Genomic DNA, 26,798 nt, shown 5'->3' with positions numbered 1-26,798 from the left:
CGCGAACGAATCCGCCGCCGATCAGGGTCTCGGGGGCCGGGGTCTCGCGCGGCGGACAGGAGCGGTGACCGGCCCGCGGAAGCCGCGGCTCACCAGCCCGGGGAGCGGCGGCAACGGCCGACCCGGCGGCAGGACACGCGACCGGAGGACGGCGGCCGCGACGGTCGCTCTCGTGGCGCTGCTCCTCGGCGGGTGCGGGCTGCCCGGGCGGACCGAGCCGAGGTATCTCGGTCCGGCGGCCACCGCCAACGCCACCCCCGACCGTGTCGAGCAGCCGCCGACCAGGGAGGGCGCCGCTACAGCATCGGACCTCGTCACCCGGTTCCTGGCGTCTTCGGTCGGCGGCAACGGCGCCGGGGCCGACCCCGAAGAGGCCCGCACCGAGACACAGAAGCGCATGCGGACCTTCTTGACGCAGTCCGGTAGCACACGGTGGTTGCCCGGCCAGAAGCTACAGGTCGTCAAGGTCGCGAGGATCTCGGAGGAGTTGGGCAAGGAGGCCGGCACCTGGACCGTCTCCGTCGAGGGCCAGTTGATCGGCACGCTCGACGAGCGCGGCGTCCTCAACCAGGAACCGACGCAGGACCGGGGCCAACCGAGTGTCTGGAACTTCAAGGTGGTGAGCGTCGGCGGCCCACTGATGATCGAGGACGCGCCGAAGGACACGATGCTGCTGAGCGACTGGGCACTCGACGAGTGGTACCTGCAACAGCCGATCTACTTCTGGGAGACCGGCGTCGACAGCCGGAAGAAGCTGGTGCCCGACCTGCGGTACATGTCGAAGCTGCTGCTCCGGGCCCAGCGCGTCGCCCAGGTGCTGTCGTGGCTGGCCAGACCGTCGGATCTCGTCCAGCCCGTCGCGGAAGGCCTGGCCGCCGACGTCGACATCAAGGACATCCCGGTCGTGACCCGCGACGCGGTGACGATCAACCTGGGCTTCAAGGCGATCGGCAAGGAGGACGAGCTGCGCCGGGCGGCCAACCAGATCCGCTGGTCGCTCGAGGCGCATCCGCGGGTGACCCTGACGATCGAGAACAAGGAGCGGGGCATCCACTCGGACGGGTTCGAGGGCGACAACGCCGCCGTCGAGGCCGGGGCCGAGATCAGCCCCGAGCGGTTCTGCATCGTCGACGGCGTGGCCCGTCCGGTTGACCTCAGCAGTGGTAGTACACCGACGATCTTCGCTCAAGGCGGCGACAACACGTGGGTCGTCTCGGCCGCCATCAACCGCTCGAAGACCCACGCCGCCCTGGTCCGGCAGCCCGACCCGCGAGGGAAACAGACGCTGTACGTCAGCGCCGCCGACGCCGCCACGACGAACCCGTCGAAATACCTCCCGGTGGGCGTGAGCGGTGCGAAGCTGACCCGCCCGGTGTGGATCGAACGGCCCGCTCAGCTATTCCTGGTTTCCGACGGTATGGCGCTCTGGGCGGTCACCCCGCCCACCGCCTCCGCGCCGGCCAGGGTCGAGAAGGTGAGCGGCCCGCAGGGGGATGCGCCGACCAGCGGTATTTCGTCGCTCGCGGTCGCACCGGACGGGCGGCGAATCGCCTTCATCTCCAACGGCGCGGTGAACGTCGCGTCGTTGCTGTTCGACAACGGCAAGCTGACCGGTCTGGGCACGTACCGGAAGGTCTACACCTCGCTCGGCGAGAACCGCGCGGTCGGCTGGCTCACCGAGACCAGCCTGGCCGTCGGCGGCACGCGGAACCCGGCGGCGCTGGCCGGCGACGCCTATTCGCTGGTGTCGATCACGGTCGACAGCACGGCGGAGAAGCCGTTGCCGGAGCGTGACCGCAACGCCACCGCGCAGAGCGTGATCACCCAGATGTCGGTTCGTATCGCCAGCCCGTCGGGGCAGCAGGGCGGCGTGCTGATCATGTTCGAGTCGAACGGGGTCGCGCACAACGTGTACAGCCAGGACATCGGGCCGCTCCAGCTCATAGGGCCGCAGCCGTCCGCCTCCCCGACCGGGCCGCAGCAGTTGCCGCCGGCGAAGGCACCCTTCTACGCGGACTGAGTCGTGTTCCTCGCTGATCTTGTCGACCTGGTCCTGCCGGCGGCCTGCGCTGGGTGTGAGCAACCGTCGGCGGGGCCGCTGTGCGGGCCGTGCCGGGCGGCGTTCCGCGCGACGGTGCCGCAGCGGACACGGCCCGATCCCGAGCCGGCGGGCCTGCCGCCGACATACGCGCTGGGTGCGTACGCGGGGTCGTTGCGGCGGGCGCTCCTGCAGTACAAGGAGGAGCGCCGGCACGAGCTGACCGGCGTGCTCGGCGAGGCCCTGGCCGCCGTGGTGATGCGCTCGCTGTCCAGTGGGAGAGGGCCGCGCGGGCCGGTCGTCCTCGTTCCCGTGCCCGCTACCGCGGCCGCCGCGCGTCGGCGGTACGGCGACCACATCCTGCGGCTGGCCAAGGCCGCCGCGAAGGTGCTGCCCGGAGCGGCCGTGGCGGTCCCGCTCCGGGCGCTGCCGAAAGCGGGGGACTCGGCCGAGTTGACGGCCGCGGAGCGGGCGGCGGCGGCCGGGAGTGCGTTCGCCGTCAGAAGGGGCGAAGCGGCGAGATTGCGGGAGGCCGTCGGCTCGGCGGCCGGGCAAGGCGCGGTGGGAGCCGCCGATGGCCGGGCCGGGGCCGTGCGAAAGGCGGCCGTCCGGTCGTTTGCCAAGCGAGCGACGACCGTCCGGTCGGTGAGCGGCCGACCGACGGTGGTCCTTGTCGACGACATCGTCACGACCGGTGTGACGCTTGTTGCGGCTGTTGCAAACCTCCGTGAAGCGGGTATCCCGGTGGAACGAACCGCGGTGCTGGCCGCTACACAACGTCGGCGGTGAAGGACCTGGTTCGTCCTGATATGTACAGAACGTTACGCCGAGGGCGACGTGGGGTAGTCCCGGAGGAGGGTTTCAGGACTTGAGACCCTTGTTCTTGTGAACCGGGGGTGACTAGCGGCGGTCCTCGGTTTAACTTCGAGAGACGACCAACGCTCTGAGTGGCCATGCCACGAAGGGAGGATGCTGACACCCGCAGTTTCGGTCGCGTGCCGCGTGGGCTCAGCCTCTGGGGAGGCGCGTTTCCGGCCGAGCAGTCCAGACATAAACCCAAACCCGAACCCGTTTTTTTGAGAAAGACCCGTGGGGGAGGTCAGGAGTGGACATCGTCGTCAAGGGCCTCAACGTCGAGGTGCCCGACCACTACCGGCAGCATGTCGCTGACAAGCTGCAGAAGGTCGAGCGATACGACCACAAGCTCATCCGCGTCGACGTCGAGTTGTTTCACGAGCGCAATCCGCGCCAGTCGGACCATTGCCAGCGTGTCGAGATCACGTGCTACTCGCGTGGTCCGGTGATCCGTGCGGAGGCCTGTGCCGGAGACTTCTACAGCGCATTGGACACCGCGATCAGCAAACTGGACAGCCGGCTCAGCCGCGCCGCTGACCGTAGACGTGTCCATCGGGGCCGGCGAGCACCGGTCTCCGTCGCCGCGGCGACCGCGTCACTCGCATTCACACCACCCGAGCGGTATTCAGCCGCACCGGCCGGCAATCCGGCCGAGACCGCGGCGACCGAAGCCGGCGGCTTCGAATTGATCGAAGAGCCCGATGACCAGCCGTGGCACATCGTCCGGGAGAAGGAGCATCCCGGTGAGCCGATGACGGTCGACGACGCACTGTTCCACATGGAGCTGCTCGGTCACGACTTCTACCTGTTCAACGACAAGGAATCGGGCCGTCCCAGCGTGGTGTACCGCCGCCGGGCATTCGACTACGGCGTCATGAGCCTAGGGATGTAGAGCAGTGACGAAGGCGGGCCCGATGCCAGGGCCCGCCTTCCGCACCACCGAGGCGCCGCGAGGCACAGGCGAGCAGCCGCCGCGCAGCGCCCGTAGGCAGCGCCGCACGACGGCATACAAGCGCGTTGCGGGAGCCCGGCCGCCACCCCCAATGCCGGACACACCGCACATCGACGCATGGGCCCAATCTCAGAGGACCCATGGCAACGTCACGTGACACTCAGGTGGCCGCCGGGCGCAGTTTGGCGAACGCGACGTTGTCGATACGCGTCCCGTCCGGACCGGGCAGCTTGCCGGGCTGGATCCCTTCCCGTGTGTAACCGGCCCGCTCCAGCACGCGCTGCGAGGCGATGTTGTCCCGCGCCGTCCCCGCGATCATGCGGGCCACGCCGACGCTGAAGCCCCAGTCGGTCAACAGTGCGGCCGCACGCGACGCGTATCCCTGGCCGCGGGCCACGGGCGACAGGCTGTAGCCGATTATCGCTTCCTGGATGGCGGGTTCCGCGTAGTAGAGCGCGATCTCGCCGAGGTACGCGTTGTCGTCGGCCCGGCGGATGGTGCACTCCGCACGCTGCCCTGCGATCCACTTCGACACCGACTCGGCGCACTGCCGGCGCACGAGCTCCGGGTCCGCCGGCGTGCCCACCACGGACCTCGCGCTCACGTCGGGGAGGATGCGCATGTCGTACGTGTCGTCGCCGTCCTCGGCGGTCAGCGGTCGCAGGACGATCATGCCGTCGGTCAGCTCGCCGCCGGGGAAGTCGGGCAGCAGCCGGCGGCTCGGCCCGGCCAGGTCACCGGCGATCCGCGACCAGACGACCACGTCCTGCCAACCGCCGTCCCGCGTCCGGGCGGCGCCGCGCTCGACGCCTTCGCGCGTGAACCCCGCCGCGACCGCCACCCGCTGACTGGCGCCGTTCGTCAGCGCCGTCGTGAGGTACAACCGGTGCGTCCCGTCGCCGAAAAGCTCCGCGCTGAGCAGCTCCAGCGCTGTCGTGGCCACCCGCCGGCGACGGGCGCCCGGTGCCACCCAGTAGCCGGCCTCCGCCGTGCCCTCCTTGCGTGGCGTGTATCCGATGGAGCCGAGCACCTGGCCGGTCGCCGCGTCGACGACGGCCCGGGAGCGGTCGCCGCGCTCGAAGAAGGCGAGGGCGTCGTCCCGTGTGTACGGGCTGGGCAACATCGGCAGGTACCGCTGGATCAGGGGGTCGTTGCAGGCCTCGGCGACAGCGTCGGCATCGTCCGCGCGCCACGGGCGCAGGCTGATCCCGCTCATCGCACGAGGTCCTTCGCCAGCAGGGTCGCGACCCAGCCGTCGAGGCGCTCGCCGCGCTGCTCACAACCGTCGCGCTGGACGCCCTCGATCACGAAACCCACTTTCTCCGCGACGCGTCGCGAGCCGGCGTTGCCGACGTGCGCGCGCCAGACGATCCGGCCCAGGGCGAGCTTGTCGAAGCCGAAGGCGCAGATCGCGCGGGCGGCCTCGGTGGTGTACCCCTTGCCGCGGACCCACGGCGCCGCGGTGAACCCGATCTCGGCCGTGACCGGGTCGACCGGGCTGATCCGCAGGTCGATCGTGCCGGCGAACCGGTCGTCGGCGTCGGCCATGGAAAACCCGGCCCCGGTGCCGCGCAGCCAGCCGTCGGGGTATCCGTGCCGGATGAACGCGAGGGCCCGGTCCGGGCCGTAGTCCAGCGGGATCGACGTCCAGGCGACCGACTCGGCGTCGCGGAACGTCTCGACCACGTCGATGAGGTCGCTCTCGCGCAGTTGCCGCAGCGTGCCGGGGCCGGCGGGGAGGCGCTCCGGCGGGTGGCTGAACGCGCGGGCGCGCAGCGTGCCGGGGCCGCCCGGCGTGACCCACGCCGGCGGCGTGTCGCAGACCTCGCCGGGCAGCAGCACGCCGTGCCAGCCGTCGACGAAGCCGCCGTTGCGCGACGGAAGCCCAGCTCGTACGACTCCGTCGAACGTGAAACCGATCCGCTCCGCGGTCAGCCGGGAGGCATGGTTGCCGACCTCCGCCCGCCAGACCAGCCGGCGCAGCCCGAGTAACTCGAACGCCCAGTGCGCCACCGCCCGCCCGGCCCGCTCGGCGACCCGGCGGCCCCGCGCCCAGGGAGCGCTCCACGTGCCCAGCTCCGCGTGGCGATGGGACAGGTCGAGGGTGACGAGCCCGGCGGAGCCGAGGAGTTCACCCGTGCGAGCGTCGAACACCCCGAGCGGCGCGGCGGTCCCCGCGGCCCAGCCGGCCTGCGATCCCGCGCCGACGAAGTCGACGGCGTGTTCGTACAGGTAGGGGACGGGGACCATGGCCCAGCGCTGGATCAGGGGATCCTGGCAGGCGCGGAAGACGTCCTCCGCGTCCTCGGCCTGCCAGGCGCGCAGGACGAGCCCGTCGCCGGTGGTGAGTTCGATCGGCTCCATGACCGCCGATCCTGCCGGAAAGGTCGCCGTCTGGAGACGGATATTTCTACGGTACGTCGGGTGATTTGTACCGATATGTCGCTTACTGTCCGTAGAGTGGGTGGGCAGGGGCGGCGGTTCGGTCGGAAAGCCGCCTACGATGGGTCGCAGACGTTTGAGGGAGCGCTGACCCGTGTCGATTTTCGAGAAGATCCTCCGCGCCGGCGAAGGCCGGATGGTGCGGCGGTTGAAGGCCGTGGCCGACGCCGTCAACTCGCTGGAGGACGAGTTCGCCGACCTGACCGACGAAGAGCTGCGCGGCATGACCGACCAGTTCAAGGAACGGCTCGCCGACGGGCAGGCGCTGGACGACATCCTGCCGGAGGCGTTCGCGGTCGCGCGCGAGGCCGCCTCCCGGGTGCTCGGCCAGCGGCACTACGACGTTCAGGTCATGGGCGGTGCCGCCCTGCACTACGGCAACATCGCCGAGATGAAGACCGGTGAGGGCAAGACCCTTACCTGTGTGCTCCCGGCTTATCTGAATGCGCTCGCCGGCAAAGGCGTCCACGTCGTCACCACCAACGACTACCTGGCTCAGCGCGATGCGGAGTGGATGGGCCGCGTCCACCGCTTCCTCGGCCTGACCGTTGGCACCGTGCTACCCAACCAGCCGTCCTCGGCGCACAAGGCCGCCTACGACTGCGACATCACCTACGGCACGAACAACGAGTTCGGCTTCGACTACCTGCGCGACAACATGGCGTGGTCCAAGGACGAGCTCGTCCAGCGCGGCCACAACTTCGCCATCGTCGACGAGGTCGACTCGATCCTCATCGACGAGGCGCGGACCCCGTTGATCATCGCCGGCCCGGCCGAGCAGTCCGCCCGGTGGTACCAGGAGTTCGCCCGCGTGGTGAAGCGCCTGCAGCGCGGCACGGACGGCTCGGGCGACTACGAGGTCGACGAGTCCAAGCGCACCATCTCGGTCACCGAGCGCGGTGTCGCCAAGGTCGAGGACCAGCTCGGCATCGACAACCTCTACGAGTCGGTCAACACCCCGCTGGTCGGCTACCTGAACAACGCCATCAAGGCCAAGGAGCTGTACAAGCTCGACAAGGACTACGTCGTCAACGACGGCGAGGTCCTCATCGTCGACGAGTTCACCGGCCGCATCCTGCACGGCCGGCGGTACAACGAAGGCATGCACCAGGCCATCGAGGCCAAAGAGGGCGTGGAGATCAAGCAGGAGAACCAGACCCTCGCCTCGATCACGCTGCAGAACTTCTTCCGCCTCTACGCCAAGCTGTCGGGCATGACCGGCACGGCGCAGACGGAGGCCGCCGAGTTCAACAAGGTGTACAACGTCGGCGTCGTCTCCATCCCGACGCACCGCTCGATGATCCGGGTCGACCACCCCGACGTGATCTACAAGACGGAGAAGGCGAAGTACAACGCCGTCGTCGACGACATCGTCGAGCGGCACGCCCTCGGCCAGCCGATCCTGGTCGGCACGGTCTCCGTCGAGAAGTCCGAGCTGCTCTCCCAGCTCCTGCGCAAGCGGGGTGTCCCGCACGCGGTGCTCAACGCGAAGTTCCACGCCAAAGAGGCCGAGATCGTCGCGCAGGCGGGTCGCAAGGGCGCCGTCACCGTCGCCACCAACATGGCCGGTCGTGGCACCGACATCCTGCTCGGCGGCAACGCCGAATACCTGGCCAACGCCGAGCTGCGTCAGCGCGGGCTCACCGAAGAGGAGACCCCGGACGAATACGTGGTGGCGTTCGAGGACGTCCTGCCCCGCTGGGAGAAGCTCTGCGAGGAAGAGTCCGACGAGGTCGTCGACGCCGGCGGTCTGTACGTGCTGGGCACCGAGCGGCACGAGTCCCGCCGGATCGACAACCAGCTACGCGGCCGCTCCGGCCGGCAGGGCGATCCGGGCGAGTCGCGGTTCTACCTGTCGTTGCAGGACGAGCTCATGCGCCGCTTCCGCGCCAGCGCGGTCGAGGCGGTCATGGACCGGTTCAACATCCCCGAGGACGTGCCGATCGAGTCGAAGATGGTCACGCGCCAGATCAAGAGCGCGCAGACCCAGATCGAGGCGCAAAACGCGGAGATCCGCAAGAACGTCCTGAAGTACGACGAGGTGCTCAACAAGCAGCGCAAGGTCATTTACGCCGAGCGCAAGCGGGTCCTCGACGGGGAGGACCTGAGCGAGCAGGTCCGCAACATGATCGACGGCGTCGTCGGTGCCTACGTCGAGGGTGCGACGGCCACCGGCGAGACGTCCGAGGACTGGGACCTGGAGCAGCTCTGGACGAACCTCAAGCAGCTCTACCCGGTGGGCGTGACCATCGAGGACCTGGAGGAGGAGGCCGGAGGCACGATCGACCCCGAGTTCCTCAAGGTCCAACTGATCGAGGACGCGCACAAGGCGTACGACCGGCGCGAGGAGGAACTCGGCGTCGAGGCGGTCCGCGAGCTTGAGCGGCAGGTGCTGCTCAACGTCATCGACCGCAAGTGGCGCGAGCACCTCTACGAGATGGACTACCTCCAGGAAGGCATCACCCTGCGGGCCTATGCGCAGCGCGACCCGGTGGTCGAGTACCAGCGCGAGGGCTTCGACATGTTCCAGCAGATGCAGGAGGGCATCAAGGAGGAGGCGGTCGGCTTCCTCTTCAACCTCGAGGTCCACGTCGAGGAGGCGCCCGCGCCTGCCGAGGCCGAGGTGATCGAGGCGCTGGTCGACGGCGAGCAGCCTGTCGTGCCGCTGCCGGACTCGCACGTGGAGATCCGGGCGAAGGGCCTGGGCGGCAACCGCATGCCGCGCGCGCTGCAGTATTCGTCCCCCACCGTCGACGGCGAGGCGGGCGTGGTGATCGAGCAGGAGCGGGCTCCGGCGCTGGGCATCGGCGGGGAGCGGCCCTCACCGGCACCGTCCGGCGACGGCGGTCGCCGCTCCGGCCCGCCGGTGCCGTCCGGTGGCCGCAAGCCGTCGCCCGGCCAGGCGGTGTCGAGCAACGGCCCGTCGCGTAACGCCCCGTGCCCGTGCGGCTCGGGGAAGAAGTACAAGCGTTGCCACGGTGCCCCGGGCGGCCCCGCGTAGCAGCCACGCCTTCCTGTCGCGACGCCCGCCTGGCCGGTCCAGGCGGGCGTCGCGCTGTGCCGGCCGGGTCGAGCCATGATCGAGGGAAACTGTTGGTCGTCCCGACGACGCGAAGTTTCCCTCGATCGGTGAAGGGCCACCGCGCCGGATGCGGCCGGGCCGCCCTGCCCCGTGCCGGGACGGTCCGGTGCGTGGAGTCCGGTGTGCCCGCCGCCCCTCCACAGCGGACACACCGGAGCCTTCAGACGACCTGGAGCACCGTGCAGCGCCAGCCGAGCATGGCGCTGGACTGCGGGCCGCGCTGATGCTCCAGGCGTATGGCCATCGCCCACGTCGCCTCGCCCTGCTCGAGGACCACCGCGGCCTCGGCGATGCCGGGGACGGGCTGGCAGAGCAGCAGGCGGCGGACCCGGACGAGCCGGCCGTGGCGGGCGGCCTGGCCCGGGGTCATGCGGATCCGGACGGTGCGGCGGAGCAGTTGGTCGGAGATGTCCGTGAAGCGCTGCGGGTGGGTGAGCGGGCGGAGCTGGGCCGCCGGGCGGTAGCCGTTGAGGATCTCCACGCACAGGCCGACGAAGCGCTGGGCGGCGGTGTGTGCGCTCGACAGCGTCGGGTCGTGCGCTCGGCGGGGCGCAGCCGGGCGGGGCGGGGCCGGGGAGCCGGGCCAGTCGACCGGGAGCAGGTCCATGTCCGACGGTGGCTGGGTCGGCAGCCGGACGACCGACTCCTCGCAGGGCGGGTCGAGCGGTGGCACGGGCCGGAGGACGACCGCGGAAGGCGCGTAGACGGTGCGCGGGCGGCGCCGAGGACGTTTCGCGGCGATCGTCGTCGTCATTGCAGGACCCCCGAATCCTTGCGTTTGCTTTCGATTGCCTCCTCACGTTTGTAGATGGCCATACGACCCAGGGTCAAGGCGGGTGCACCCAATGCACCGATTCGTCGTTTCAGGCGGGCTCGTCCTCGTCGCGCTCCACCAGAGGGTTGGTGCGCACCCACTCGGCCGTCTCGGCGTACTTCCGCTCGATGTACTCCTCGAGCTTGCTGCGCTCGATCCGCCACTGGCCCCGGCCGCCGATCTTGATCGCGGGCAACTCCCCGCTGCGGACCATGTGGTAGACCTGCGAGGTCGACACGTTCAACTGCTCGGCGACGTCGGCCATGAGCAGGAATCGCGGCTCCATGAGCCTCAGTTTGCCATCGTTGGCCTCCTGCTGGTTGCGACGACCTGACAAGGTGGGCCCTCAGGGTGTAGGACAGGGGGCGTGACGACGGACCTGACGCGTGTGTACCTCCCGGCGACCCTCGCCCAGCTCGCCATGCTGCGGGACAGTGGCGAGCTGCCGCCGGGCGAGGCGCACGCCGTCACCCCGGCACTGCGCGAGTGGTATGCGGAGGGCGACGAGGAGGAGCTCGAATACGTCGCCTTCACTCGTGCCGCCCAGGCCGCCCTGCGGCTGCTCCGCCACGACCCCAAGGCGCCCAGGCGGCGGATTGTGGTCTCGGTCGACCTGCCGGCTTCGGCGCTGAGGATGTCCAGCCTCGAACTCGGCTCCAGCCAGGTCGACGTCAGCGGCAAGGTGCCGCTGCGGACCGTCGCGGCGATCCACGTGGACGGCGCCGACGCCGAGGCCGACGTGGCCGCGGCGGCCGACGTCGTCGAGGAGGCCGAGGCCGGTGACCCCGACTCGCAGTTCACCGTGGACGGCGCCGAGGACCACGAGCTGGAGTGGTACGACCCGTCCGAGCTCGACCAGCTATTGGGCTGACCGGCGCAGCGTCCGGCCGACCGCGATCATCGCCGTGAAGGCGCCCGCGAAGAGCACGATCATGCCGTGGTTGATCTGCTCGGGCAGACGGCCGGCGATGATCTGCGCGTCGAAGGCGCTGCGATCCCGGACGAAGTCGACGAGCGGCAGGCGGCCGATCCAGCCCAGCAGGGTCGCGGCGAGCGTGAGCAGGCCCGGGACGGCGCCCGCCAGCAGGTAGGCCGGCCAGGGCAGCGTCACCCCGGTGCGGCGCAGGTAGACATAGGTGACCAGTCCGCCGAGGACCCCGCTGACGATCGACGTGGTCAGCTCGAGGCGGGCCGACGCGATGGCCATCGTGCCGACGGTCTCCTGGTTGCCGAAGAAGTCGGTCAGGTCGTTCTGGAAGTACGCGACGATCAGGCCGATCGCCGTGACCGCCACCCCGCCCGCCGCGCCCGCGGCGGCGGCGCTGACCGGACGGATCGCGGCGACCGCGCCACCGAGCACCCCGGTCAGCGCGACGACCACGGCGACATACGGGATGGCGGGTCCTCTGTGGTATGCCGCGACCGTCCCGCCCATCGCCAGCAGCCCGACCGGCAGGCCGCCGAGTGCTCCGAAGAGCAGCCGGGACCGGATCCTGTCCACGTTCGCGAAACGGCCGACCGCCACGACACCGGTCGCCACGCCGGTGAGAATCGTCGCCACGAGGATGGTCGGCAGCACCAGTGCCGCCAACGTCGTGGCCATGAAGTCACCGGCGGCGTCGGCGAGGACGCCGTAGGCCGAATAGAGGGTGAGCAGAAGGAGCAGGAGGCCCAGCCCGGCCACGAGCACGGCGCCGGACGGCCGCCACTCGTCGACCGGGTCCTCGACCGGTTCGACCGTCTCAGCACGCTTCACACCCACGAACAAGGAGAGTACGCGAGCCACCGACAGCGCCTGGCAGGCGTGCGAGGATGAGAGATACCCAAGCCGATGACGACATGGGAGACCCTCATGGATGGCCTGTCCGCCGTGCCCGCGCCGAAGAACGAGCCGGTCCACGGTTATGCCCCCGGCACGCCCGAGCGGGCCGCACTCCAGCGCCGGCTGACCGAGCTGGCCGGCGAGAAACTCGAACTCTCGATGACCATCGGCGGCGAGGAGCGGATGGCCTCCGGCGCGCCGATCGACGTCGTGCAGCCGCACCGCCACAGCCATGTGCTCGGCGTCACTCACAACGCCACGACCGACGACGCCGCCCGGGCCGTCGCCGCCGCCAAGAGCGCGGCCCCGGCCTGGCGCGACCTGCCGTTCGCGGAGCGGGCGGCGATCTTCCTGCGCGCTGCCGAGCTGCTCTCCGGCCCGTGGCGTGACACCCTCAACGCGGCGACCATGCTCGGCCAGTCGAAGACCGCGATCCAGGCGGAGATCGACTCGGCCTGCGAGCTGATCGACTTCCTGCGGTTCAACGCGCACTTCGCGGAGAGGATCCTGGCGGAGCAGCCCGCGTCGTCCGCCGGCGTGTGGAACCGGTTCGACCACCGCCCGCTGGAGGGCTTCGTCTACGCGATCACCCCGTTCAACTTCACCGCGATCGCCGGCAACCTGCCGTCCGCCCCGGCGTTGATGGGCAACACGGTGGTGTGGAAGCCCTCGCCGACGCAGCAGTTCGCGGCGCACTTCACCATGCGGCTGTTCGAGGCGGCCGGCCTGCCACCCGGCGTGATCAACATGGTTACCGGCGACGGGCTCGCCGTCTCCGAGGTCGCGCTGCGTGACCCGGACCTCGCCGGCATCCACTTCACCGGTTCGACCGCGGTCTTCCGCACGCTGAACAAGGCCGTCGCGGAAAACCTCGAGCACTACCGGTCGTACCCGCGGATCGTCGGCGAGACGGGCGGCAAGGACTTCGTCGTCGCGCACGCCTCCGCCGACCCGCGGGCGCTCGTCACCGCGCTCGTGCGCGGCGCCTTCGAGTACCAGGGCCAGAAGTGTTCGGCGGCCTCGCGGGCATACGTGCCGAGCAGCCTGTGGAAGACGGTGAAGGACCACCTGACGTCGACGGCGGATTCGCTCGCGTACGGCGACGTGACCGACTTCGGCAACTTCGGCGGGGCCGTCATCGACCGGCGCGCCTTCGAGCGGCACGCCGCCGCGCTCGACCGGATCAAGAACTCCCCGTCGTGCACGGTCGTCGCCGGCGGCACCACCGACGACAGTGAGGGCTTCTTCGTCCGCCCGACCGTCGTCGAGTGCACCGACCCGGCGCACGAGGTGTTCACGACCGAGTACTTCGGCCCGATCCTCGCCGTCCACGTCTACCCCGACGCCGACTTCGACGCCGTCGTGGCACAGGCCGAGTCCGTGGCGCCGTATGCGCTCACCGGCTCCGTGTTCGCCACCGACCGGCAGGTCATCGACCGCGCGTCGCACCTCCTGCGGTTCGCGGCCGGCAACTTCTACGTCAACGACAAGCCGACCGGCGCGGTCGTCGGGCAGCAGCCGTTCGGCGGTGGTCGGGCCTCCGGCACGAACGACAAGGCCGGCTCGTGGCACAACCTCCTGCGGTGGACCTCGCCGCGCACGATCAAGGAGACCTTCGTGCCGCCGACCGACCACCGCTACCCGCACATGGCCTAGTTCACAAAGCCGCGAGCCAGGCCCGGCAGCCCCGGACAAGATCAATAATTCGGGCGCGCGGCTCGGGATGTCGCCGCCGAGGCGCGCCGCCCGGAGCGGTCCGCCGTCGTGGGGCTCGATCTCATGATCATGGGAAAGATCCGGCTGTCCCGGTAGCCAGATCATTCCCATGATCATGAGATCGAACGGCCCGGAGCGCGCCGCCCGGGGTCGGCGGTGACCGCGAGCGACCAAGCGCCCGCCCGCACGACTGTGCGGCACCATCCCGTAGCGCGACACCGGGGCGACGGATGACCGCTTGGCCGCTCGGCCTCGGGCTAGTCGGGCCGAGGAAGGGCGACCGCGACGATCTTGTCGAGCGCGAAGGCGCGATCGTCGCGGCGTAGCCGGCACCACGCCTCCACGACCGATCCGGCCAGCTCCGGATGATCGATGACGCGGTCGGACGAGCGTCCGGCCGCGTCGACGTAGCGGATCCGCACCGGCGTCCCGCGCTCGATCGCGTCGGCCAGCAGCCGAGCCTGCTCGGGTCGTAGCTGGGGCGCTTTGTGCCGGATCTGCTCCAGCGGTGTGGCGTTTCGCTGCGACGGTACGAGCAGCCGCCGCGCCAGCTCAGCCGCGTCCACTGTGGACCTCGACCGCTCCGGCGCCGGACGGGCGCGGCGGACCGTCACGGCGCCGCCGTCGCGCGCCGGTCGGTAGCCCGCCGCCCGCAGCGCGGCAAGTATGTCCACAGTGGACTGCGGGGAGCTCGCCACGGTCGGCGCCAGGCGGTGCAGGCGCAGCGCCGCGACCACGTCGTCGAGCAGTTCCGGATCGTCGCTGAGCACCACGCTGCCGACGGCGCGCACCCGCAGTGCGTCCGGTGGCGGCGGCTCGGGCAGCAGCTTCGCGGCGACGTCGGCGACCGGCCGGCTGTCGGCGAGCGCGCGGCCGAGCGGGCTGATCGCACCGAGCGCGCAGACGCCCAGCAGTGTCGCCGCCGCGACGACCGCGTCCACCGCCTCCGGCAGGTCCGCGGCCTGGCGGGCCGGCAGCGGGGCGGTCCAGCGCACGAGCGGCGCCAGCGCCGCCGGGTCCGGCACGGCGGTGTCCGGCGGCAGGTCGTGCAGCGTCCGGACGACGACCTGCCGCAGCGCCGGCCCCGACCACCAGGCACCCAGGAGTCGCGCGAGCTGGTCGGCGGGCGGCAGGCTGTGCCAGTCGCCGCAGGCCGTGGTCGGCCGCAGGCGCAGGCGGTCGGGGCCGAGCAGTCCGGCCGCCAGCACCAGGTCCGCGTGCAGCGGCTCGACGCCCAGCCGGGCCAGCTCGCGGGCCGCGACGCCGCCGTCGCGGTGCTGCGCCGGCGGCCGTGCCGCCGCCTCGTCGAGCAGCGCGGCGACCTTGTCCAGCAGCTCGGCCGCCGCGGCCCCGGCCGCGGCCCGGACCGCCGTCCGGTCGGCCGGCGCCAGCGGGGGAGCGGGCGGCACCGGCTCGAACGGCTCGTCCGGCACCTGCCGGGCAGCCGCGTCGAACAACAGGTAGGACGGCGCCCACAACCTGTCGCCATCGGGCCAGACCAGCGCCCGCTGGGTCAGCACCCGCAGCGTGGCGTCGAGGCCGGTGTCGTCCGGCGCGCTGCCCAGCCGCTCGGCCAGGTCGGCGAGCGGCACCGGGCCTTCCGGGAAGGCGGCCATGGCCTCGATCACCTGGAGGGCGGGTAGCGGCAGCTTCGCCACCACCTCGGTGAGCCCGGACCGGGCCGAGAGCCGCGCCGCGAGCTGGGTGAGATCGGCCGGCACGGGCGGGGCCAGCGCGTCCGGACGGCGGCGCAGCACCTCCCCGAGCTCGTCGGCGTCCAGACTCCGCAGCCAGGCAACCAGTGCGCCTCTCGTCACGACACGTGACCCTATAGCTTAGGGCCGCGACCAACGAATCCGCTGGCGATCGGGCTGGTACCCCTTCGGTGAGCAGGGCGCGCCCGAGCTGTGCTCCGTCCCGGGCCGCGGTTGTGTCCCGAGCCGTGGGAGCCGCGCGGCCGGCTGTGCGCCCTGCTCTACGCTGACTCCCTTCTTTGTGCCAAGGCGCCGGCCGGGCACGATCGCCGCATCGACGCGGGCCTAACGTCGCGGGGGAGGGGGAGGGACGGCGATGAAGACGGTCACCGGCGCGAAGGCGGTTCTCGACAACCGCTACCGGCTCGAGTCCGAGGTTGCCCGCGGCGCCATCGGTGCGGTCTGGCGGGCCTACGACACGCTGGCCGACGAGTGGGTGGCGGTCAAGCTGCTCCGCCCGGAAGCGGCCGAGGTGCCCGAACTGGTCGACGGCTTCCTCGGCGAGGCGGAACTGCTGGCCGGCCTGGACCACCCGTCGGTGATCCGGGTCAAGAACCTGATCACCGACCAGGGCGTCACGGCCATCGCGATGGAGCTCGTCGCCGGCCCGGACCTGCGGCGCCGCCTGCGCGCCGACGGGCCTCTCCCGCCCGCGGTGGCGGCCGAGGTCGTCGCGCAGGTGGCCGACGCGCTGGCGTACGTTCACGCCAACGGGATCGTCCACGGCGACGTCAAGCCGGGCAACCTGCTCGTCCCGCAGGACGGCGGGCCGGTGCGGCTCGCCGACTTCGGTGTCGCTCGGCGGCTGGACAAGCCGGCCGGTCCGACGCACGCCACCCCGGAATACGTGGCGCCCGAGGTCGTCGCCGGTGGACCGCCCAGCCCCGCCGCCGACGTCTACGCGCTCGGGGTGGTGCTCTTCGAGCTGATCTGCGGCCGCAGCCCGTACCGTGGCGGCTCACCCAACGACGTCCTGCGCCGGCACGCCGACTGCGTGCCGGTCCCACCGCCCGGCATGCCGGCCGCGCTCTGGCCGATCATCGAGGCGTGCATGGAGCTGGAGCCGCGCATGCGCCCGGCGGCGTCCGCGATCATGGGCCGGTTGCGTGTCGCGGAGGGCGCGCTCGACGGATTCGAGCCGCTGCCCCGGCTGGCCGCGGAGGCGGTGACCTTCTGGCAGCGGTCGGCGGAGCAGACCGCGCCGGTCCAGGCGCCCGTGCGGCGGGTCGACTGGGTGCCGCTGCCGACCGCCCCGACGTCCCCGGCGGCCGGGTCGGCGTCGGCCGACCTGATGATGGCCGTGCCGATCGAGGAACTGCCGACCGAGCCGCACGGCGTGGCGGATCTGCCGACGGAGTCGTACGCGAATCCTGCTCAGTCTCCGGAACCTCAGGAGTCCCAAGAGCCCCAGGAACCTCTGGAGTCCCAGGAGTTGCCGTCGGTGCGGCCGCCGACTGAGCGTGCCGCGGCGCGCCGCCCGGAGCCGCGTGTGCTCGCGGCCGTCGGCGGCGTGGCGCTCCTGCTGCTGCTCGTGGTCGGTGGCCTGCTGCTCTCCGGCGCCCTCGGCCGGGGTGGCGACGGGGAGCCGGCCCAGGTCAACGTCACCTCGTCGGCCTCCGGGCCGGAGGGCTCGGCGGCGCCGGCGAGCGCCGGGCCGAGCACCGCCGCGCCGACGGCGGAGGGGTCGGCCGAGCCCGGCGCGGGCGGCAAGCCGCCGACTGAGCGGCCTTCGACCGCACCGTCGCCGGGACGGAGCCTCCCCGGCATCGGTGATCCGCTGCCGGACTTCCCGTCGATGCCCGCGTTCCCGTCGATGCCCACGTTCCCGAAGTCCTAACTCGACAGTCGCAGCGCGACAGTCGACAGTGGATTTGCCGAAATCCTGGACTGCGCCCGAGAAAGATGACAGCGTAGGGCTCATGGCGGATTCTGGAGTCAACGCGACGGCGGCGGCCCTGCTGGGCCTGCTGCACGAGGGCCCGATGACCGGTGGTCAGTTGATGGCGGCCGCGCAGCGTCGGCTGGGTCCCTACTGGTCGATGACGCGCAGCCAGGTCTACCGTGAGCTCCCCGCACTCGCCGAGGCCGGCTACGTCAAGCTCGGCAAGCCCGGCGCGCGTTCCAGTCAGCCATATGCGATCACGCCCGCGGGCAAGCGGGCGTTCGCCCGCTGGCTCTCCGAGCCCGCCGGCCGTGAGTCGCTGCGCAACCCGGTCGCCCTGCGGGTGGCGTTCGGCGCGCAGCAGTCGGCCCAGCAACTCCAGGACGTTTGTGCGCAGGCCGTCGAGCAGCACACCGCCGCCCTGAACGAGGCCCGCGAGATGGTCAGGGAGGCGAAGAAATCCGGCGACGACTTCTTCGCCTCCTCGCTGGAGTTCGCCGTCGGCTACCACCGGGCCGCGCTCAACTGGCTCAAGAGCGCGCCCAGCAAATAGCCGCCGGGGATGCGGCGTAGTCTTTGAGTGTGACTGCTCTGGACCACGCCGAATCGCTCAAGAGCCTCGATGGCACGCTGCGCAACATCGAGGCTGTGCTCGACCTGGACCGGCTCCGGAAGGAGAAGGCCGGGCTCGAGGAGGAGGCGTCCGCGCCCAACTTGTGGGACGACCAGGCGGCGGCGCAGAAAGTGACCTCCCGGCTCTCCTACGTGCAGGGCGAGATCACCAAGCTGGAGCGTCTCCGGTCGCGCCTCGACGATGCCCAGGTGCTGCTGGAGCTCGCCGAGGCAGAAGGCGACGCGTCCTCGCTGGCCGAGGTCGGCGAGGAGATCGCCGGGCTGACCAAGGCCATCGAGGAGCTCGAGGTCCGCACGCTGCTCTCCGGTGAGTACGACGCCCGGGAGGCCCTGGTCACGATCCGTGCCGGGGCCGGTGGTGTCGACGCGGCCGACTTCGCCGACATGCTCCTGCGCATGTATCTGCGCTGGGCCGAGCGGCACGGTTACCCGACCGACGTCTACGACACCTCCTACGCCGAGGAGGCCGGCATCAAGTCGGCGACCTTCGCGGTGAAGGCGCCGTATGCCTACGGCACGCTCTCGGTCGAGTCCGGCACCCATCGGCTGGTGCGGATCAGCCCGTTCGACAACCAGGGCCGGCGCCAGACGTCGTTCGCGGCGCTGGAAGTGGTGCCGGTCGTCGAGCAGACCGACGACGTCGAGATCCCCGACGACGACATCCGCGTGGACGTGTACCGGTCGAGCGGCCCCGGCGGCCAGGGCGTCAACACCACCGACTCGGCGGTGCGGATCACCCACCTGCCGACCGGCATCGTCGTCTCCTGCCAGAACGAGCGGTCACAGATCCAGAACAAGGCCACCGCCATGGGCGTGCTCAAGGCGAAGCTGCTGGCCGTCAAGCGGGCCGAGGAGGCCGCGAAGATGGACGCGCTGCGCGGCGACGTGGCCGGCTCGTGGGGCGATCAGATGCGGTCCTACGTCCTCCATCCGTACCAGATGGTCAAGGACCTGCGCACCGAGCACGAGACGGGCAATCCCTCGGCGGTGTTCGACGGCGACCTCGACGGGTTCATCGACGCGGGCATCCGCTGGCGCAAGCAGCGGGAACTGGATCCGGCCGCATGACCGTCTCTGCGCAGTCCGCCGATCACCTAGGGTGATCGGCGTCGATCGCTGAGAAAATGAGGTGTACATCACACCTCGGTGCGGAATCACGTGCTGGCTTGTTGTTCTTGTCCCCTCAACGTGTCGGCAATTCCGGCAAAGGGTGCATGCCGCACCTCGTGTGCTTGGCTGGGTTGTCACACCGCGTAGACTCACGTCCCGTGATTCGGCTTGACCACGTGACGAAGACGTATCCAAAGGCGTCTCGCCCCTCCCTCGACGATGTCTCCGTCAACATCGAGAAGGGCGAGTTCGTCTTCTTCATCGGACCCTCCGGCTCAGGCAAGTCCACGATCATCAAGCTGCTGCTGCACGAGGTGACCCCCAACAAGGGCAAGGTCGTCGTCAATGAGAAGGACGTCACCTCGATGCGCTCGTGGCGCATCCCGGCCTTCCGGCGGCAGATCGGCTGCGTGTTCCAGGACTTCCGGTTGCTGCCCAACCGCACCGCATACGAGAACGTCGCGTTCGCGCTCGAGGTGATCGGCAAGTCGAAGGGCGTCGCGCGCCGCGTCGTCCCGGAGGTGCTCGAGCTGGTCGGCCTCGGCGGCAAGGAGCACCGCTATCCCCACGAGCTCTCCGGTGGTGAGCAGCAGCGTGTCGCCGTTGCCCGCGCCTTCGTCAACCGTCCGCTGATCCTGCTGGCCGACGAGCCGACCGGAAACCTCGACCCGGACACGTCGATCGAGATCATGCGGCTGCTGGACCGGATCAACCGGACCGGCACCACCGTCGTCATGGTGACCCACGACTCCAACATCGTGAACCAGATGCGCCGACGGGTCGTCGAGATCGAAAGTGGCCGGATCGTGCGGGACCAGCCACGCGGTGTCTACGGCTGATCGAGCCGTAGTCCGTCCGCACCTGTAACTTTGCTGGGTCCGCTGGGAAGGAACCCCACCCGATGCGCGTGAGATACGTCCTGTCCGAAGTCCTGACCGGGCTCTGGCGCAACGTCACCATGACCATCGCGATGATCATCACGATGACCGTGTCGCTGACCATGCTCGGCGCCAGCCTGCTGCTGTTCTTCCAGGTCGGCAAGATGGAGGACTTCTTCTACCAGCGGGTAGAGGTCTCCATCTTCCTCAAGGTCGACGTCACCGACGAGCAGCGCAACAACATCAAGAGCGCCCTCGAGGGCAACGCGCTGGTCAAGAAGGTCGAGTACGAGAGCAAGGAGGACGCGTGGAAGCGGTTCCAGACGCAGTTCCGCGACGCGCCCGACCTCGTGCAGGCGACCAAGCCGGAATCGCTGCCCGAGTCCTTCCGGGTCAAGCTGAAGGACCCCAACACCGTTTCGACCTTCTCCGACGAGGTGCGCACGCAGGACGGCATCAGTGAGATCGTCGACCAGCAGCAGTTGCTCAAACGGGTCTTCGACCTGCTCGGCGCGCTCCAGACGCTCGCGTTGACGGTCGCGATCGTCCAAGGCGCGGCGGCACTGCTCCTGGTGGCCAACACCATTCAGGTCGCCGCCTACAGCAAACGCCGTGAGGTCGCGGTCATGAAGTTGGTCGGTGCCTCGAACTGGTTCATTCAGATGCCGTTCGTCCTCGAGGCGGTGTTCGCCGGCCTGATCGGTGCGATCCTCGGCTTCGGCACCTTGGTGGCGGCGAAGGTCTTCATCATCGACGGCTCACTGAAAGCCTTGGCCAGCGTGCTGCTCCCGGTCGACTGGAGCAACATCTGGCTGATGCTCCCGATCCTGGCCGGCGCCGGCGGCCTGGTCAGTGCCATCACCGCCTGGATCACGCTGCGGTTCTACGTGCGAGTCTGACCCGCGCGGTTGCGCATTCGCCGAAGGGCGGGCCGACCGGCCCGCCCTTCGGCGTCTCCGGCATCGGTCACGACCGCGGTGGCCGGTTTCCTGCCGAGCCGCGCTCTCGGGCGCGCCGTAGAAGGCGGTATTTCACGAAAAATCCGGATGTATGCCGTACGGTAACCCTCAAGTGGTACTGGAGGGTTACCTGTGAACCGGATCCGGCTCGTCGCCGTCATCGGCGCCACCATGCTGTTGCTCACCAGCGGCACCGCCGCACACGCGGACCCCCGGGGCGACAAGGCCCGCATCGACCGGCAGCTCCAGGAGACCGAGGCGACGCTCGAGGCGGCCACCGACCGGGCCAAGCAGGCCGCCGCCGAACACCAGTCGGCCGTCGCCGCGCTGCCGGCGGCCGAGGCCAACCTCGCCGACGCCAAGGGGCGGGTCATCGCGGCCGAGGCCGAGGCCCGCCAGGCCAAGCGCGATCACGAAGCCGCCGAGGCCGTCGCCGAGCGCGCGGACGACGAGTATGCCGTCGCCTGGGAAGAGGTCGAACAGGCCCGCGAGGACGTATCGGTGTTCGTCGCGGCGGCGTACAAGGGCAGCGGGTTCGCGATGTTCAACTCGGTCCTGGACTCCGGGTCGCCCAACGACCTCGCGCTGCGGGTCTCGTACCTCGACCGGATCGCCGAGGAGAACCAGCGCGCCGTCGACGAGCTGACCGTCGCGCGGATGGCCGCCAAGCAGCGCAGTGCCGCCGCGGAGCTGGCCCGCCGCCGGGCACAGCAGGCGGCCGACCAGGCCCGCCAGCGGCTGGAGGATTCACTCGCCGCGCAGGCCGGCGCCGAGCAGGCGGCCGCGGACGTCCGGACGCTGCTCGACCGGAGCGCCAAGGCCGAGGCGGTCGCCACCGCCGAGCGGGCGGCGGTCCTGGCGAGGTACGAACAGCTCAAGGTCGACAGCGACCGGATCGGTGCCGAACTACGCGCCGCCGCCGCGGCCGAGGCGAAGCAGCAGAAGGCGCCCGCCAAGGCCGGCGGAGCACCGCCGAACACGGCGATCCCGCCGAAGACGGGTGCCTTCTTCCTGATGCCGGTGCGCGGCTGGAAGTCGAGCAACTTCGGCATGCGGTTCGACCCGGTGTACAAGGTCTACCAGCTCCACGCCGGGGTCGACGTGGCCGCGGGTGGTGGCCAGCCCATCCTCGCCGGCGCCGACGGGAAGGTTGTGCGGGCGGGCTGGGCCGGCGGCTACGGCAACTACACCTGCGTCTCGCACGGCCTGTACCAGGGCAAGGGACTGGCCACCTGCTACGCGCACCAGTCGGCGATCCTGGTGAAGGTCGGCCAGACGGTGCACCGCGGGGAGGTCATCGGCAGAGTCGGCACCACCGGGGCGTCGACCGGCAACCACCTGCATTTCGAGGTACGGGTGAACGGACGGCCCGTGCAGCCGCTCGATTGGCTACCCGGCTGTCTCTGCTGAAATCGGCCTTGCCTGGCGCGGTAATCTTCATTGGTCCTGATCTGGTCAGCCGTTGGAGGGGTCGATGCCGCGCGAAAAGGGACGCAAGGTGGTCGCGTCCAACCGGAAGGCGCGCCACGACTACGACATCCTCGACACGTTCGAGGCCGGCGTCGCGCTGACCGGCACCGAGGTCAAGTCGCTGCGGGCCGGCCGGGCCTCGCTGGTCGACGCGTTCGGCCAGATCTCCGACGGCGAGGTCTTCCTGCACGCGATGCACATCCCCGAGTACACGATGGGAACCTGGACCAACCATCCGCCCCGCCGTGTCCGGAAACTGCTGCTGAAGCGCCAGGAGATCGACCGCATCGGGGCGAAGGTGCGGGAGAGTGGCCTGACGCTCGTGCCGTTGTCGGTCTATTTCTCCGACGGATGGGCCAAGGTCGAGCTCGGGCTGGCGCGCGGTAAGAAGTCGTACGACAAGCGTCAGACATTGGCGAAACGTGACGCCGACCGGGAGATCGCTCGCGTTGTGGGCCGCCGCAACAAGGGCAGGACGGAGTAAATCCCCACGCCTGGCTGAGTAGCGTCCAGCCACCATGCGAGCAATTCGTCGAAGCCCTATAGTCCGTCCGTGACCGAGATTCGGGTCGATGTCGACCTCGAGCACCCGCCGGCGTTGGTATGGCGTGCACTCACGACCGCCCGGCTGGTCACCGATTGGCTGCCGACGAGCCGGTTCCTGGTTCGCGACAACGGGACGTTCACGTTCCGTGCCGAGCGGCTGGAGGGCCTCGAAGACCCGGTCGAGGGTGAGATCGTCGTCAGCGATGCGCCGAATCGCCTGGTCATGCGCTGGGCGGCGGAAAACCTCCACACCGTCGTGGCGCTCACGATCGAGGAACTGGACTCCGGCAGCCGGTTGACGATGACGCAGAGCGGGTTCCTCGGTCCGCAGGGGACGATGCGGCGGCGGGTGCTGCTCAGCACGTACAACTCCCTGCTCGAAGGTCCTTTCAAGGCGACGCTGGCGAGGGTTGCGGCGGCGGGGGAGCACGGCGAGGCCGGGAGCACCACGGTGTGGCGCAACCAGGGCGGCCCGTTCAGCCGGCTGTCCCAGCAGGTGAACGCGTCGAGCCGGTCGGCGCCGGGGTTGAGCTCGGAGGCGTGGTCCACGGCCGGCCCGCGTCCGACGGCGACGCTGCCCGGGTTCGCGGCGGCGGTGCTGGGCGCTCAGTCGAAGGAAGTCGCGAAGGTCACACCGTCGGACTCGGACGAGGCCACGGCGGCGGCCGGACCCGCGCAGGGTCCCGCGGGCGGCCTTGCGGCATCCGTGCGGGTGGCCTCGGCATCTGCGGCCGCGCGGACCGCGCGGATCGGTCCCTTGGCTCGTGGCGGTGCGGCGGTGCGGAGTGGCTGGGCGTGGCTGGCGCGGAGCCGTGACTGGTCCGCGGACCAGCGCGGCCAGGCGGTCGCGGCAGCCGCCGCGGTGCTGCTGCTCATCGCGATGGTGGCGCTGCTGGTGGGCAAGGCGACCACTCCGCACCCGGCGAACCCGCCGCAGGTGGGCGGGGGCGCGGACGGGCCGGAGCAGGCCACGGTGCCCGGTGTGCCGAATGCCGAGAAGTCACCCAGATCGACGTCTGCGCCGGTGGTACCGGCAACGTCGTCCTCCGTGTCGCCGGCGGCCCCGTCGACGGGCACTGTGCAGCCGAGCACCACGCCGACGCCTCCCCAACTGACCGCCACATACCGGTCCGAGGCCCTGCAACTGACCTCCTACCGCGTGACGGTCACCGTCGCGAACCCCGGCACGGTGGCCGCCGCCGAGTGGACGGTTGTGATCATGCTGCCGATACTGGACCTGTCCGTACGGAACGTCTCGGGCGCGGTGATGACGCGCACTGGCCTGAAGTTGATCTTCACCCCGGTCGACGCGACCCGGACCGTCAAGCCGGGCGGCGCGGTCCAGCTTTCGTTCGAGGTCGAGGGCCTGGGAGCCCGCAACGAGCCGGCCACCTGCACGATCGACGGCCGGCCGTGCGCCGCGGTTCCGAAGTGATAATGGGAAGTGATATTGGGGCGTGGAGGGGGTAAGATGGGACGGCTGCGTGGTGCAGCACGCCAACACCACCTCGCGCGCGGGGGTGACTGGTTTCGACTTTGTGCGCAGCGTTAGGGGAAGCGAGCCGAGGAAGCCGACGTTGTCTCGCGAATCAGTCGTCGGAAAACAATAAGCGCCAATTTCAAGCGCTCCGATCTCGCTCTTGCTGCCTAAGTAAGGGATGAGATCTGTCGGTCTGGGATTGCCTTCGGCCCAGTAACCGGCATCAGCTAGAAGGCTGGCCAATCGAGCCTCGTCGCGGGGCTCGTGCGGTGAGACTAATCGCGACTGGGCCCGTCATACCGACTCGCTCGCGTGATCGGTAGGGCCGAGTAGAGGCACAGCGAGCTGCGCTCGGAGAAGTCCTAACAAAGCGACGAAGGACCCGGGTTCGATTCCCGGCACCTCCACCACTGGGCGGCCCCTGCTTCGCGGCGGGGGCCGCTTGCCGTTGGTGGTTTCGGATTAGCCGCGCAGGCTTCGCCTGCTCCCCGGTGGGGGGCTTCGCCCACCCACACCCCCCGGCCGTGGCGTCGTGCTATGGCGGGTTCATGTCAGTGGTGGTCAGTCCAGGCTGGGCGGCCCCTGCTTCGCGGCGGGGGCTGCGCCCACCCGCACCCCCGACCGTGTCGTCGTGTTATGGCGGGTCAGGTCAGTGACGGTTGGCTCCACCGCTGGGCGGCCTCTCCTTCGCGGTGGGGGCTGCGCCCACCGGCACCCCCGACCGTGGCGTCGTGCTGGGGCGGGTTCATGTCAGTGGTGGTTGGCGCTGCTGGAGCGGGTGCGATGGAGGCGAGTCCAGTGACAACTGCGGCGGCGCCGCGCGGAGTCCGGGAGTCGGTCGCACTGCGCCTCGATCATGCCGGCCGCGAATTTCAGCCGTGCGGTCGTCCGTCAACTCCGGTGTTGCGCTACGAGGCGGTGACACACAGTCATGGGGTGCGTCTGGTCGCTCGTGGTCGCCGCCGGATCCGGGGCGGCGGGCTCCGGGTCGGGCGACTGCTTGATCATGGGAAAGATCTGGCTGTCGGGGCAGCCGCATCCTTCCCATGATCATGAGGTCGAGCGGCCCGGTGCCGGATCGCGCCGGATTGCGCTGGAACGCGCCGGCCGGCGCACTGCGGTGGTGCCGCCGCCGAGCTGCGCGCCCGAATTGTCGGCCTTGGCCCGGGGGTGGCAAGGGGGCTGTTGGACTGAGCTTCGTGGCCTTGCCCAATCGTGCCGCAAGCTCAAACGAGCTCGCATCCGTAGCGTTGGCAGATGCGGTTTGGGTGGTTCTCCCGATCCTGGAGACTTTTTGCTGCTCTCGGTGCCAAAAGTCTCCAGGATCACGAGGTTCGACCACATGCACCACTGTCGATGCATCAAGCGTCCGGAATGTCGGTGGCTCCGGTGAGCCGTCGAGCGGATGGGTTCGGCGCGCCAGCAGTGCGGGATGCCGGCCCGGCGTATTCGACCGGGTTCAGCCGGCGGGTCATGTCTCGCCGGCCGCGGGCGGCCTACCGGCTGTCGCGGCCGCCGACCTGTTCCACCAAGGGCTCCGGACGGTTCTCGTCGATCATGCTCATGACGGTGAGCGTGATGGCCCGGACTCCGAATGCCACCGAGGTGAACACGCCCAACTGGATCGGATCGAACCCCGCGTCGCTGTCGACCGGGATGGACGGACCGGTCGTCATCTCCGCGGCGATCCGGTACTGCGCGATCGTCAGGCAGATCGTCAGCAGGGTGACGGCAGTGACGACGGCGGACCGGCGGGTGGCCCCGGTTCCCAGCCACACCGCGAACCCGGTCACCGCGCCGAGCCCGGCGGCAATCACCAAAGAATCGGCAACATCGATCGACATGGCCGATCCGGTACGGCCGGCGAATGCCGCTTGCAGGCTCATCGCGCCCAACAACAGGCCAACCGCCGTCCCTCCGCCGATCGTCCACAGTGGTCGAGGGCGCGTGGCGGCCAACCAGAAGACCGTCATCGTGAACAGCACGGCGAACACGGTCAGCACCATGCTCGGGGCAAGCAGGAAGTGGACCTGGTAGTCACTCATGTGGATGGCGGTGGCGGCCACGAAGAGCATGTCGTCGCGCGCGGTCTCGACCAGCGCCCACGATCCGGCCAGGATCAGCAGGAGGCGATTGCGCGCCGTCCGCCGCTGGTCGGTCATCCGGACCAGGCAGAACACGGCCAGCAGGCACCCGACGCCATTGCCGAGGAGCACTCCGAGGACGAACCAGACCTGGTAGTCCACAGCGTGCCCGGCCTCCTCACGGATGCGACTCGAAGAACCTCACGACAGGGCGGCCAGCCCTCGGTGGTGCGGATGGGAACGTCGCGTGCGTTCGGAGCGATCCGAGCTGCCGATGGCGC

21 protein-coding genes and 1 other RNA gene are annotated in these 26,798 nt (G+C 70.2%); 15 read left to right on the top strand and 7 right to left on the bottom strand.

All coding sequences use genetic code 11. The features are described from left to right. The first annotated feature begins 64 nt into the window (after positions 1 to 64). The 3 genes from Drose_RS33180 to hpf all read left to right on the top strand — a co-directional run bounded on the left by Drose_RS33180 (position 65) and on the right by hpf (position 3,785). Positions 65 to 2,020: an LpqB family beta-propeller domain-containing protein gene (locus Drose_RS33180; RefSeq protein ID WP_260725194.1), complete on the top strand. Its 1,956-nt coding sequence runs from the start codon at positions 65 to 67 to the stop codon at positions 2,018 to 2,020. 3 nt (positions 2,021 to 2,023) lie between these two features. Next, the gene (locus Drose_RS33175) at positions 2,024 to 2,827 is read left to right on the top strand and encodes a ComF family protein (protein WP_260725193.1); all 804 of its coding nucleotides are present in this window, start codon (positions 2,024 to 2,026) and stop codon (positions 2,825 to 2,827) included. 316 nt (positions 2,828 to 3,143) lie between these two features. After that, on the top strand, positions 3,144 to 3,785 hold the full coding sequence (gene hpf / locus Drose_RS33170; protein ID WP_260725192.1) for a ribosome hibernation-promoting factor, HPF/YfiA family: 642 nt from the start codon (positions 3,144 to 3,146) through the stop codon (positions 3,783 to 3,785). Between the two features lie 220 nt (positions 3,786 to 4,005). On the opposite strand, the gene Drose_RS33165 is transcribed toward hpf, so the two are convergent. Together Drose_RS33165 and Drose_RS33160 are read right to left on the bottom strand one after the other, a co-directional pair. Further along, positions 4,006 to 5,061, bottom strand: a complete 1,056-nt coding sequence (locus Drose_RS33165) for a GNAT family N-acetyltransferase (RefSeq protein ID WP_260725191.1) — start codon at positions 5,059 to 5,061, stop codon at positions 4,006 to 4,008. Continuing rightward, the gene (locus tag Drose_RS33160; RefSeq protein WP_260725190.1) at positions 5,058 to 6,209 is read right to left on the bottom strand and encodes a GNAT family N-acetyltransferase; all 1,152 of its coding nucleotides are present in this window, start codon (positions 6,207 to 6,209) and stop codon (positions 5,058 to 5,060) included. The genes Drose_RS33165 and Drose_RS33160 overlap by 4 nt, the downstream gene beginning before the upstream one ends. Positions 6,210 to 6,381: 172 nt before the next feature. On the opposite strand from Drose_RS33160, the gene secA reads away from it, so the two are divergent. Next, the gene (gene secA / locus Drose_RS33155) at positions 6,382 to 9,288 is read left to right on the top strand and encodes a preprotein translocase subunit SecA (RefSeq protein WP_260725189.1); all 2,907 of its coding nucleotides are present in this window, start codon (positions 6,382 to 6,384) and stop codon (positions 9,286 to 9,288) included. 241 nt (positions 9,289 to 9,529) lie between these two features. Here the strand turns inward: secA and Drose_RS33150 are convergent, their stop codons facing one another. Together Drose_RS33150 and Drose_RS33145 are read right to left on the bottom strand one after the other, a co-directional pair. After that, positions 9,530 to 10,123: an Rv3235 family protein gene (locus Drose_RS33150; protein ID WP_260725188.1), complete on the bottom strand. Its 594-nt coding sequence runs from the start codon at positions 10,121 to 10,123 to the stop codon at positions 9,530 to 9,532. Between the two features lie 109 nt (positions 10,124 to 10,232). Then, the gene (locus tag Drose_RS33145) at positions 10,233 to 10,469 is read right to left on the bottom strand and encodes a helix-turn-helix domain-containing protein (RefSeq protein WP_260725187.1); all 237 of its coding nucleotides are present in this window, start codon (positions 10,467 to 10,469) and stop codon (positions 10,233 to 10,235) included. An 81-nt stretch (positions 10,470 to 10,550) separates the two neighbouring features. Here Drose_RS33145 and Drose_RS33140 point away from each other — a divergent pair, with 81 nt between their 5' ends. Then, positions 10,551 to 11,054: a DUF6912 family protein gene (locus Drose_RS33140; RefSeq protein WP_260725186.1), complete on the top strand. Its 504-nt coding sequence runs from the start codon at positions 10,551 to 10,553 to the stop codon at positions 11,052 to 11,054. On the opposite strand, the gene Drose_RS33135 is transcribed toward Drose_RS33140, so the two are convergent. Next, the gene (locus tag Drose_RS33135) at positions 11,043 to 11,945 is read right to left on the bottom strand and encodes a hypothetical protein (RefSeq protein ID WP_260725185.1); all 903 of its coding nucleotides are present in this window, start codon (positions 11,943 to 11,945) and stop codon (positions 11,043 to 11,045) included. The two genes, Drose_RS33140 and Drose_RS33135, sit on opposite strands and share 12 nt — an antisense overlap. A 90-nt stretch (positions 11,946 to 12,035) precedes the next feature. Between Drose_RS33135 and pruA the strand changes: the two genes are divergently transcribed. Beyond that, positions 12,036 to 13,661 carry an L-glutamate gamma-semialdehyde dehydrogenase gene (gene pruA / locus Drose_RS33130; RefSeq protein ID WP_260729900.1) on the top strand — a complete coding sequence of 542 codons (1,626 nt, stop codon included), beginning with the start codon at positions 12,036 to 12,038 and terminating at the stop codon, positions 13,659 to 13,661. A gap of 317 nt (positions 13,662 to 13,978) precedes the next feature. Here the strand turns inward: pruA and Drose_RS33125 are convergent, their stop codons facing one another. Beyond that, complete coding sequence (locus Drose_RS33125; protein WP_260725184.1) at positions 13,979 to 15,538, bottom strand: hypothetical protein; 1,560 nt, start codon at positions 15,536 to 15,538, stop codon at positions 13,979 to 13,981. A gap of 253 nt (positions 15,539 to 15,791) precedes the next feature. On the opposite strand from Drose_RS33125, the gene Drose_RS33120 reads away from it, so the two are divergent. The 9 genes from Drose_RS33120 to ssrA all read left to right on the top strand — a co-directional run bounded on the left by Drose_RS33120 (position 15,792) and on the right by ssrA (position 24,843). Then, entirely contained in the window at positions 15,792 to 17,312 is a 1,521-nt protein-coding gene (locus Drose_RS33120) for a serine/threonine-protein kinase (RefSeq protein WP_260725183.1), read from the top strand. A gap of 82 nt (positions 17,313 to 17,394) precedes the next feature. Next, positions 17,395 to 17,910: a PadR family transcriptional regulator gene (locus tag Drose_RS33115; RefSeq protein ID WP_260725182.1), complete on the top strand. Its 516-nt coding sequence runs from the start codon at positions 17,395 to 17,397 to the stop codon at positions 17,908 to 17,910. A 29-nt stretch (positions 17,911 to 17,939) separates the two neighbouring features. Next, positions 17,940 to 19,058, top strand: a complete 1,119-nt coding sequence (prfB, locus tag Drose_RS33110) for a peptide chain release factor 2 (RefSeq protein WP_260725181.1) — start codon at positions 17,940 to 17,942, stop codon at positions 19,056 to 19,058. A gap of 200 nt (positions 19,059 to 19,258) precedes the next feature. Continuing rightward, positions 19,259 to 19,939 (top strand): cell division ATP-binding protein FtsE, encoded by a 681-nt coding sequence (gene ftsE / locus Drose_RS33105; RefSeq protein WP_259859565.1) that lies wholly within the window; start codon positions 19,259 to 19,261, stop codon positions 19,937 to 19,939. 62 nt (positions 19,940 to 20,001) lie between these two features. After that, positions 20,002 to 20,877: a permease-like cell division protein FtsX gene (gene ftsX, locus Drose_RS33100; RefSeq protein ID WP_260725180.1), complete on the top strand. Its 876-nt coding sequence runs from the start codon at positions 20,002 to 20,004 to the stop codon at positions 20,875 to 20,877. 192 nt (positions 20,878 to 21,069) lie between these two features. After that, complete coding sequence (locus tag Drose_RS38875) at positions 21,070 to 22,347, top strand: M23 family metallopeptidase (protein ID WP_313899963.1); 1,278 nt, start codon at positions 21,070 to 21,072, stop codon at positions 22,345 to 22,347. Positions 22,348 to 22,411: 64 nt separating this feature from the next. Beyond that, positions 22,412 to 22,891: an SsrA-binding protein SmpB gene (smpB, locus tag Drose_RS33090; protein ID WP_260725179.1), complete on the top strand. Its 480-nt coding sequence runs from the start codon at positions 22,412 to 22,414 to the stop codon at positions 22,889 to 22,891. Positions 22,892 to 22,960: 69 nt separating this feature from the next. Further along, on the top strand, positions 22,961 to 24,388 hold the full coding sequence (locus tag Drose_RS33085) for an SRPBCC domain-containing protein (RefSeq protein WP_260725178.1): 1,428 nt from the start codon (positions 22,961 to 22,963) through the stop codon (positions 24,386 to 24,388). An 81-nt stretch (positions 24,389 to 24,469) separates the two neighbouring features. Beyond that, positions 24,470 to 24,843, top strand: a transfer-messenger RNA (tmRNA) gene (ssrA, locus tag Drose_RS33080). A gap of 1,086 nt (positions 24,844 to 25,929) precedes the next feature. On the opposite strand, the gene Drose_RS33075 is transcribed toward ssrA, so the two are convergent. Then, positions 25,930 to 26,595 (bottom strand): hypothetical protein, encoded by a 666-nt coding sequence (locus Drose_RS33075; protein ID WP_260725177.1) that lies wholly within the window; start codon positions 26,593 to 26,595, stop codon positions 25,930 to 25,932. Between the last annotated feature and the right edge of the window lie 203 nt (positions 26,596 to 26,798).

The sequence above is a fragment of the Dactylosporangium roseum genome, from assembly GCF_025264685.1.
Lineage (GTDB): Bacteria > Actinomycetota > Actinomycetes > Mycobacteriales > Micromonosporaceae > Dactylosporangium > Dactylosporangium roseum.
Note: the sequence above shows the minus strand (reverse complement) of the source record. Positions and strands in the feature narration are given on the sequence as shown.

What these genes read in the sequence shown, in the direction of transcription:
- Drose_RS33165 (WP_260725191.1), bottom strand. Translation starts at nt 5,061, where the DNA reads ATGAGCGGGATCAGCCTGCGCCCGTGGCGCGCGGACGATGCCGACGCT.
- ftsX (WP_260725180.1), top strand. Translation starts at nt 20,002, where the DNA reads ATGCGCGTGAGATACGTCCTGTCCGAAGTCCTGACCGGGCTCTGGCGC.
- Drose_RS33150 (WP_260725188.1), bottom strand. Translation starts at nt 10,123, where the DNA reads ATGACGACGACGATCGCCGCGAAACGTCCTCGGCGCCGCCCGCGCACC.
- Drose_RS33120 (WP_260725183.1), top strand. Translation starts at nt 15,792, where the DNA reads ATGAAGACGGTCACCGGCGCGAAGGCGGTTCTCGACAACCGCTACCGG.
- Drose_RS33145 (WP_260725187.1), bottom strand. Translation starts at nt 10,469, where the DNA reads ATGGAGCCGCGATTCCTGCTCATGGCCGACGTCGCCGAGCAGTTGAAC.
- Drose_RS33075 (WP_260725177.1), bottom strand. Translation starts at nt 26,595, where the DNA reads ATGACCGACCAGCGGCGGACGGCGCGCAATCGCCTCCTGCTGATCCTG.
- Drose_RS33160 (WP_260725190.1), bottom strand. Translation starts at nt 6,209, where the DNA reads ATGGAGCCGATCGAACTCACCACCGGCGACGGGCTCGTCCTGCGCGCC.
- pruA (WP_260729900.1), top strand. Translation starts at nt 12,036, where the DNA reads ATGGATGGCCTGTCCGCCGTGCCCGCGCCGAAGAACGAGCCGGTCCAC.
- smpB (WP_260725179.1), top strand. Translation starts at nt 22,412, where the DNA reads ATGCCGCGCGAAAAGGGACGCAAGGTGGTCGCGTCCAACCGGAAGGCG.
- Drose_RS33115 (WP_260725182.1), top strand. Translation starts at nt 17,395, where the DNA reads ATGGCGGATTCTGGAGTCAACGCGACGGCGGCGGCCCTGCTGGGCCTG.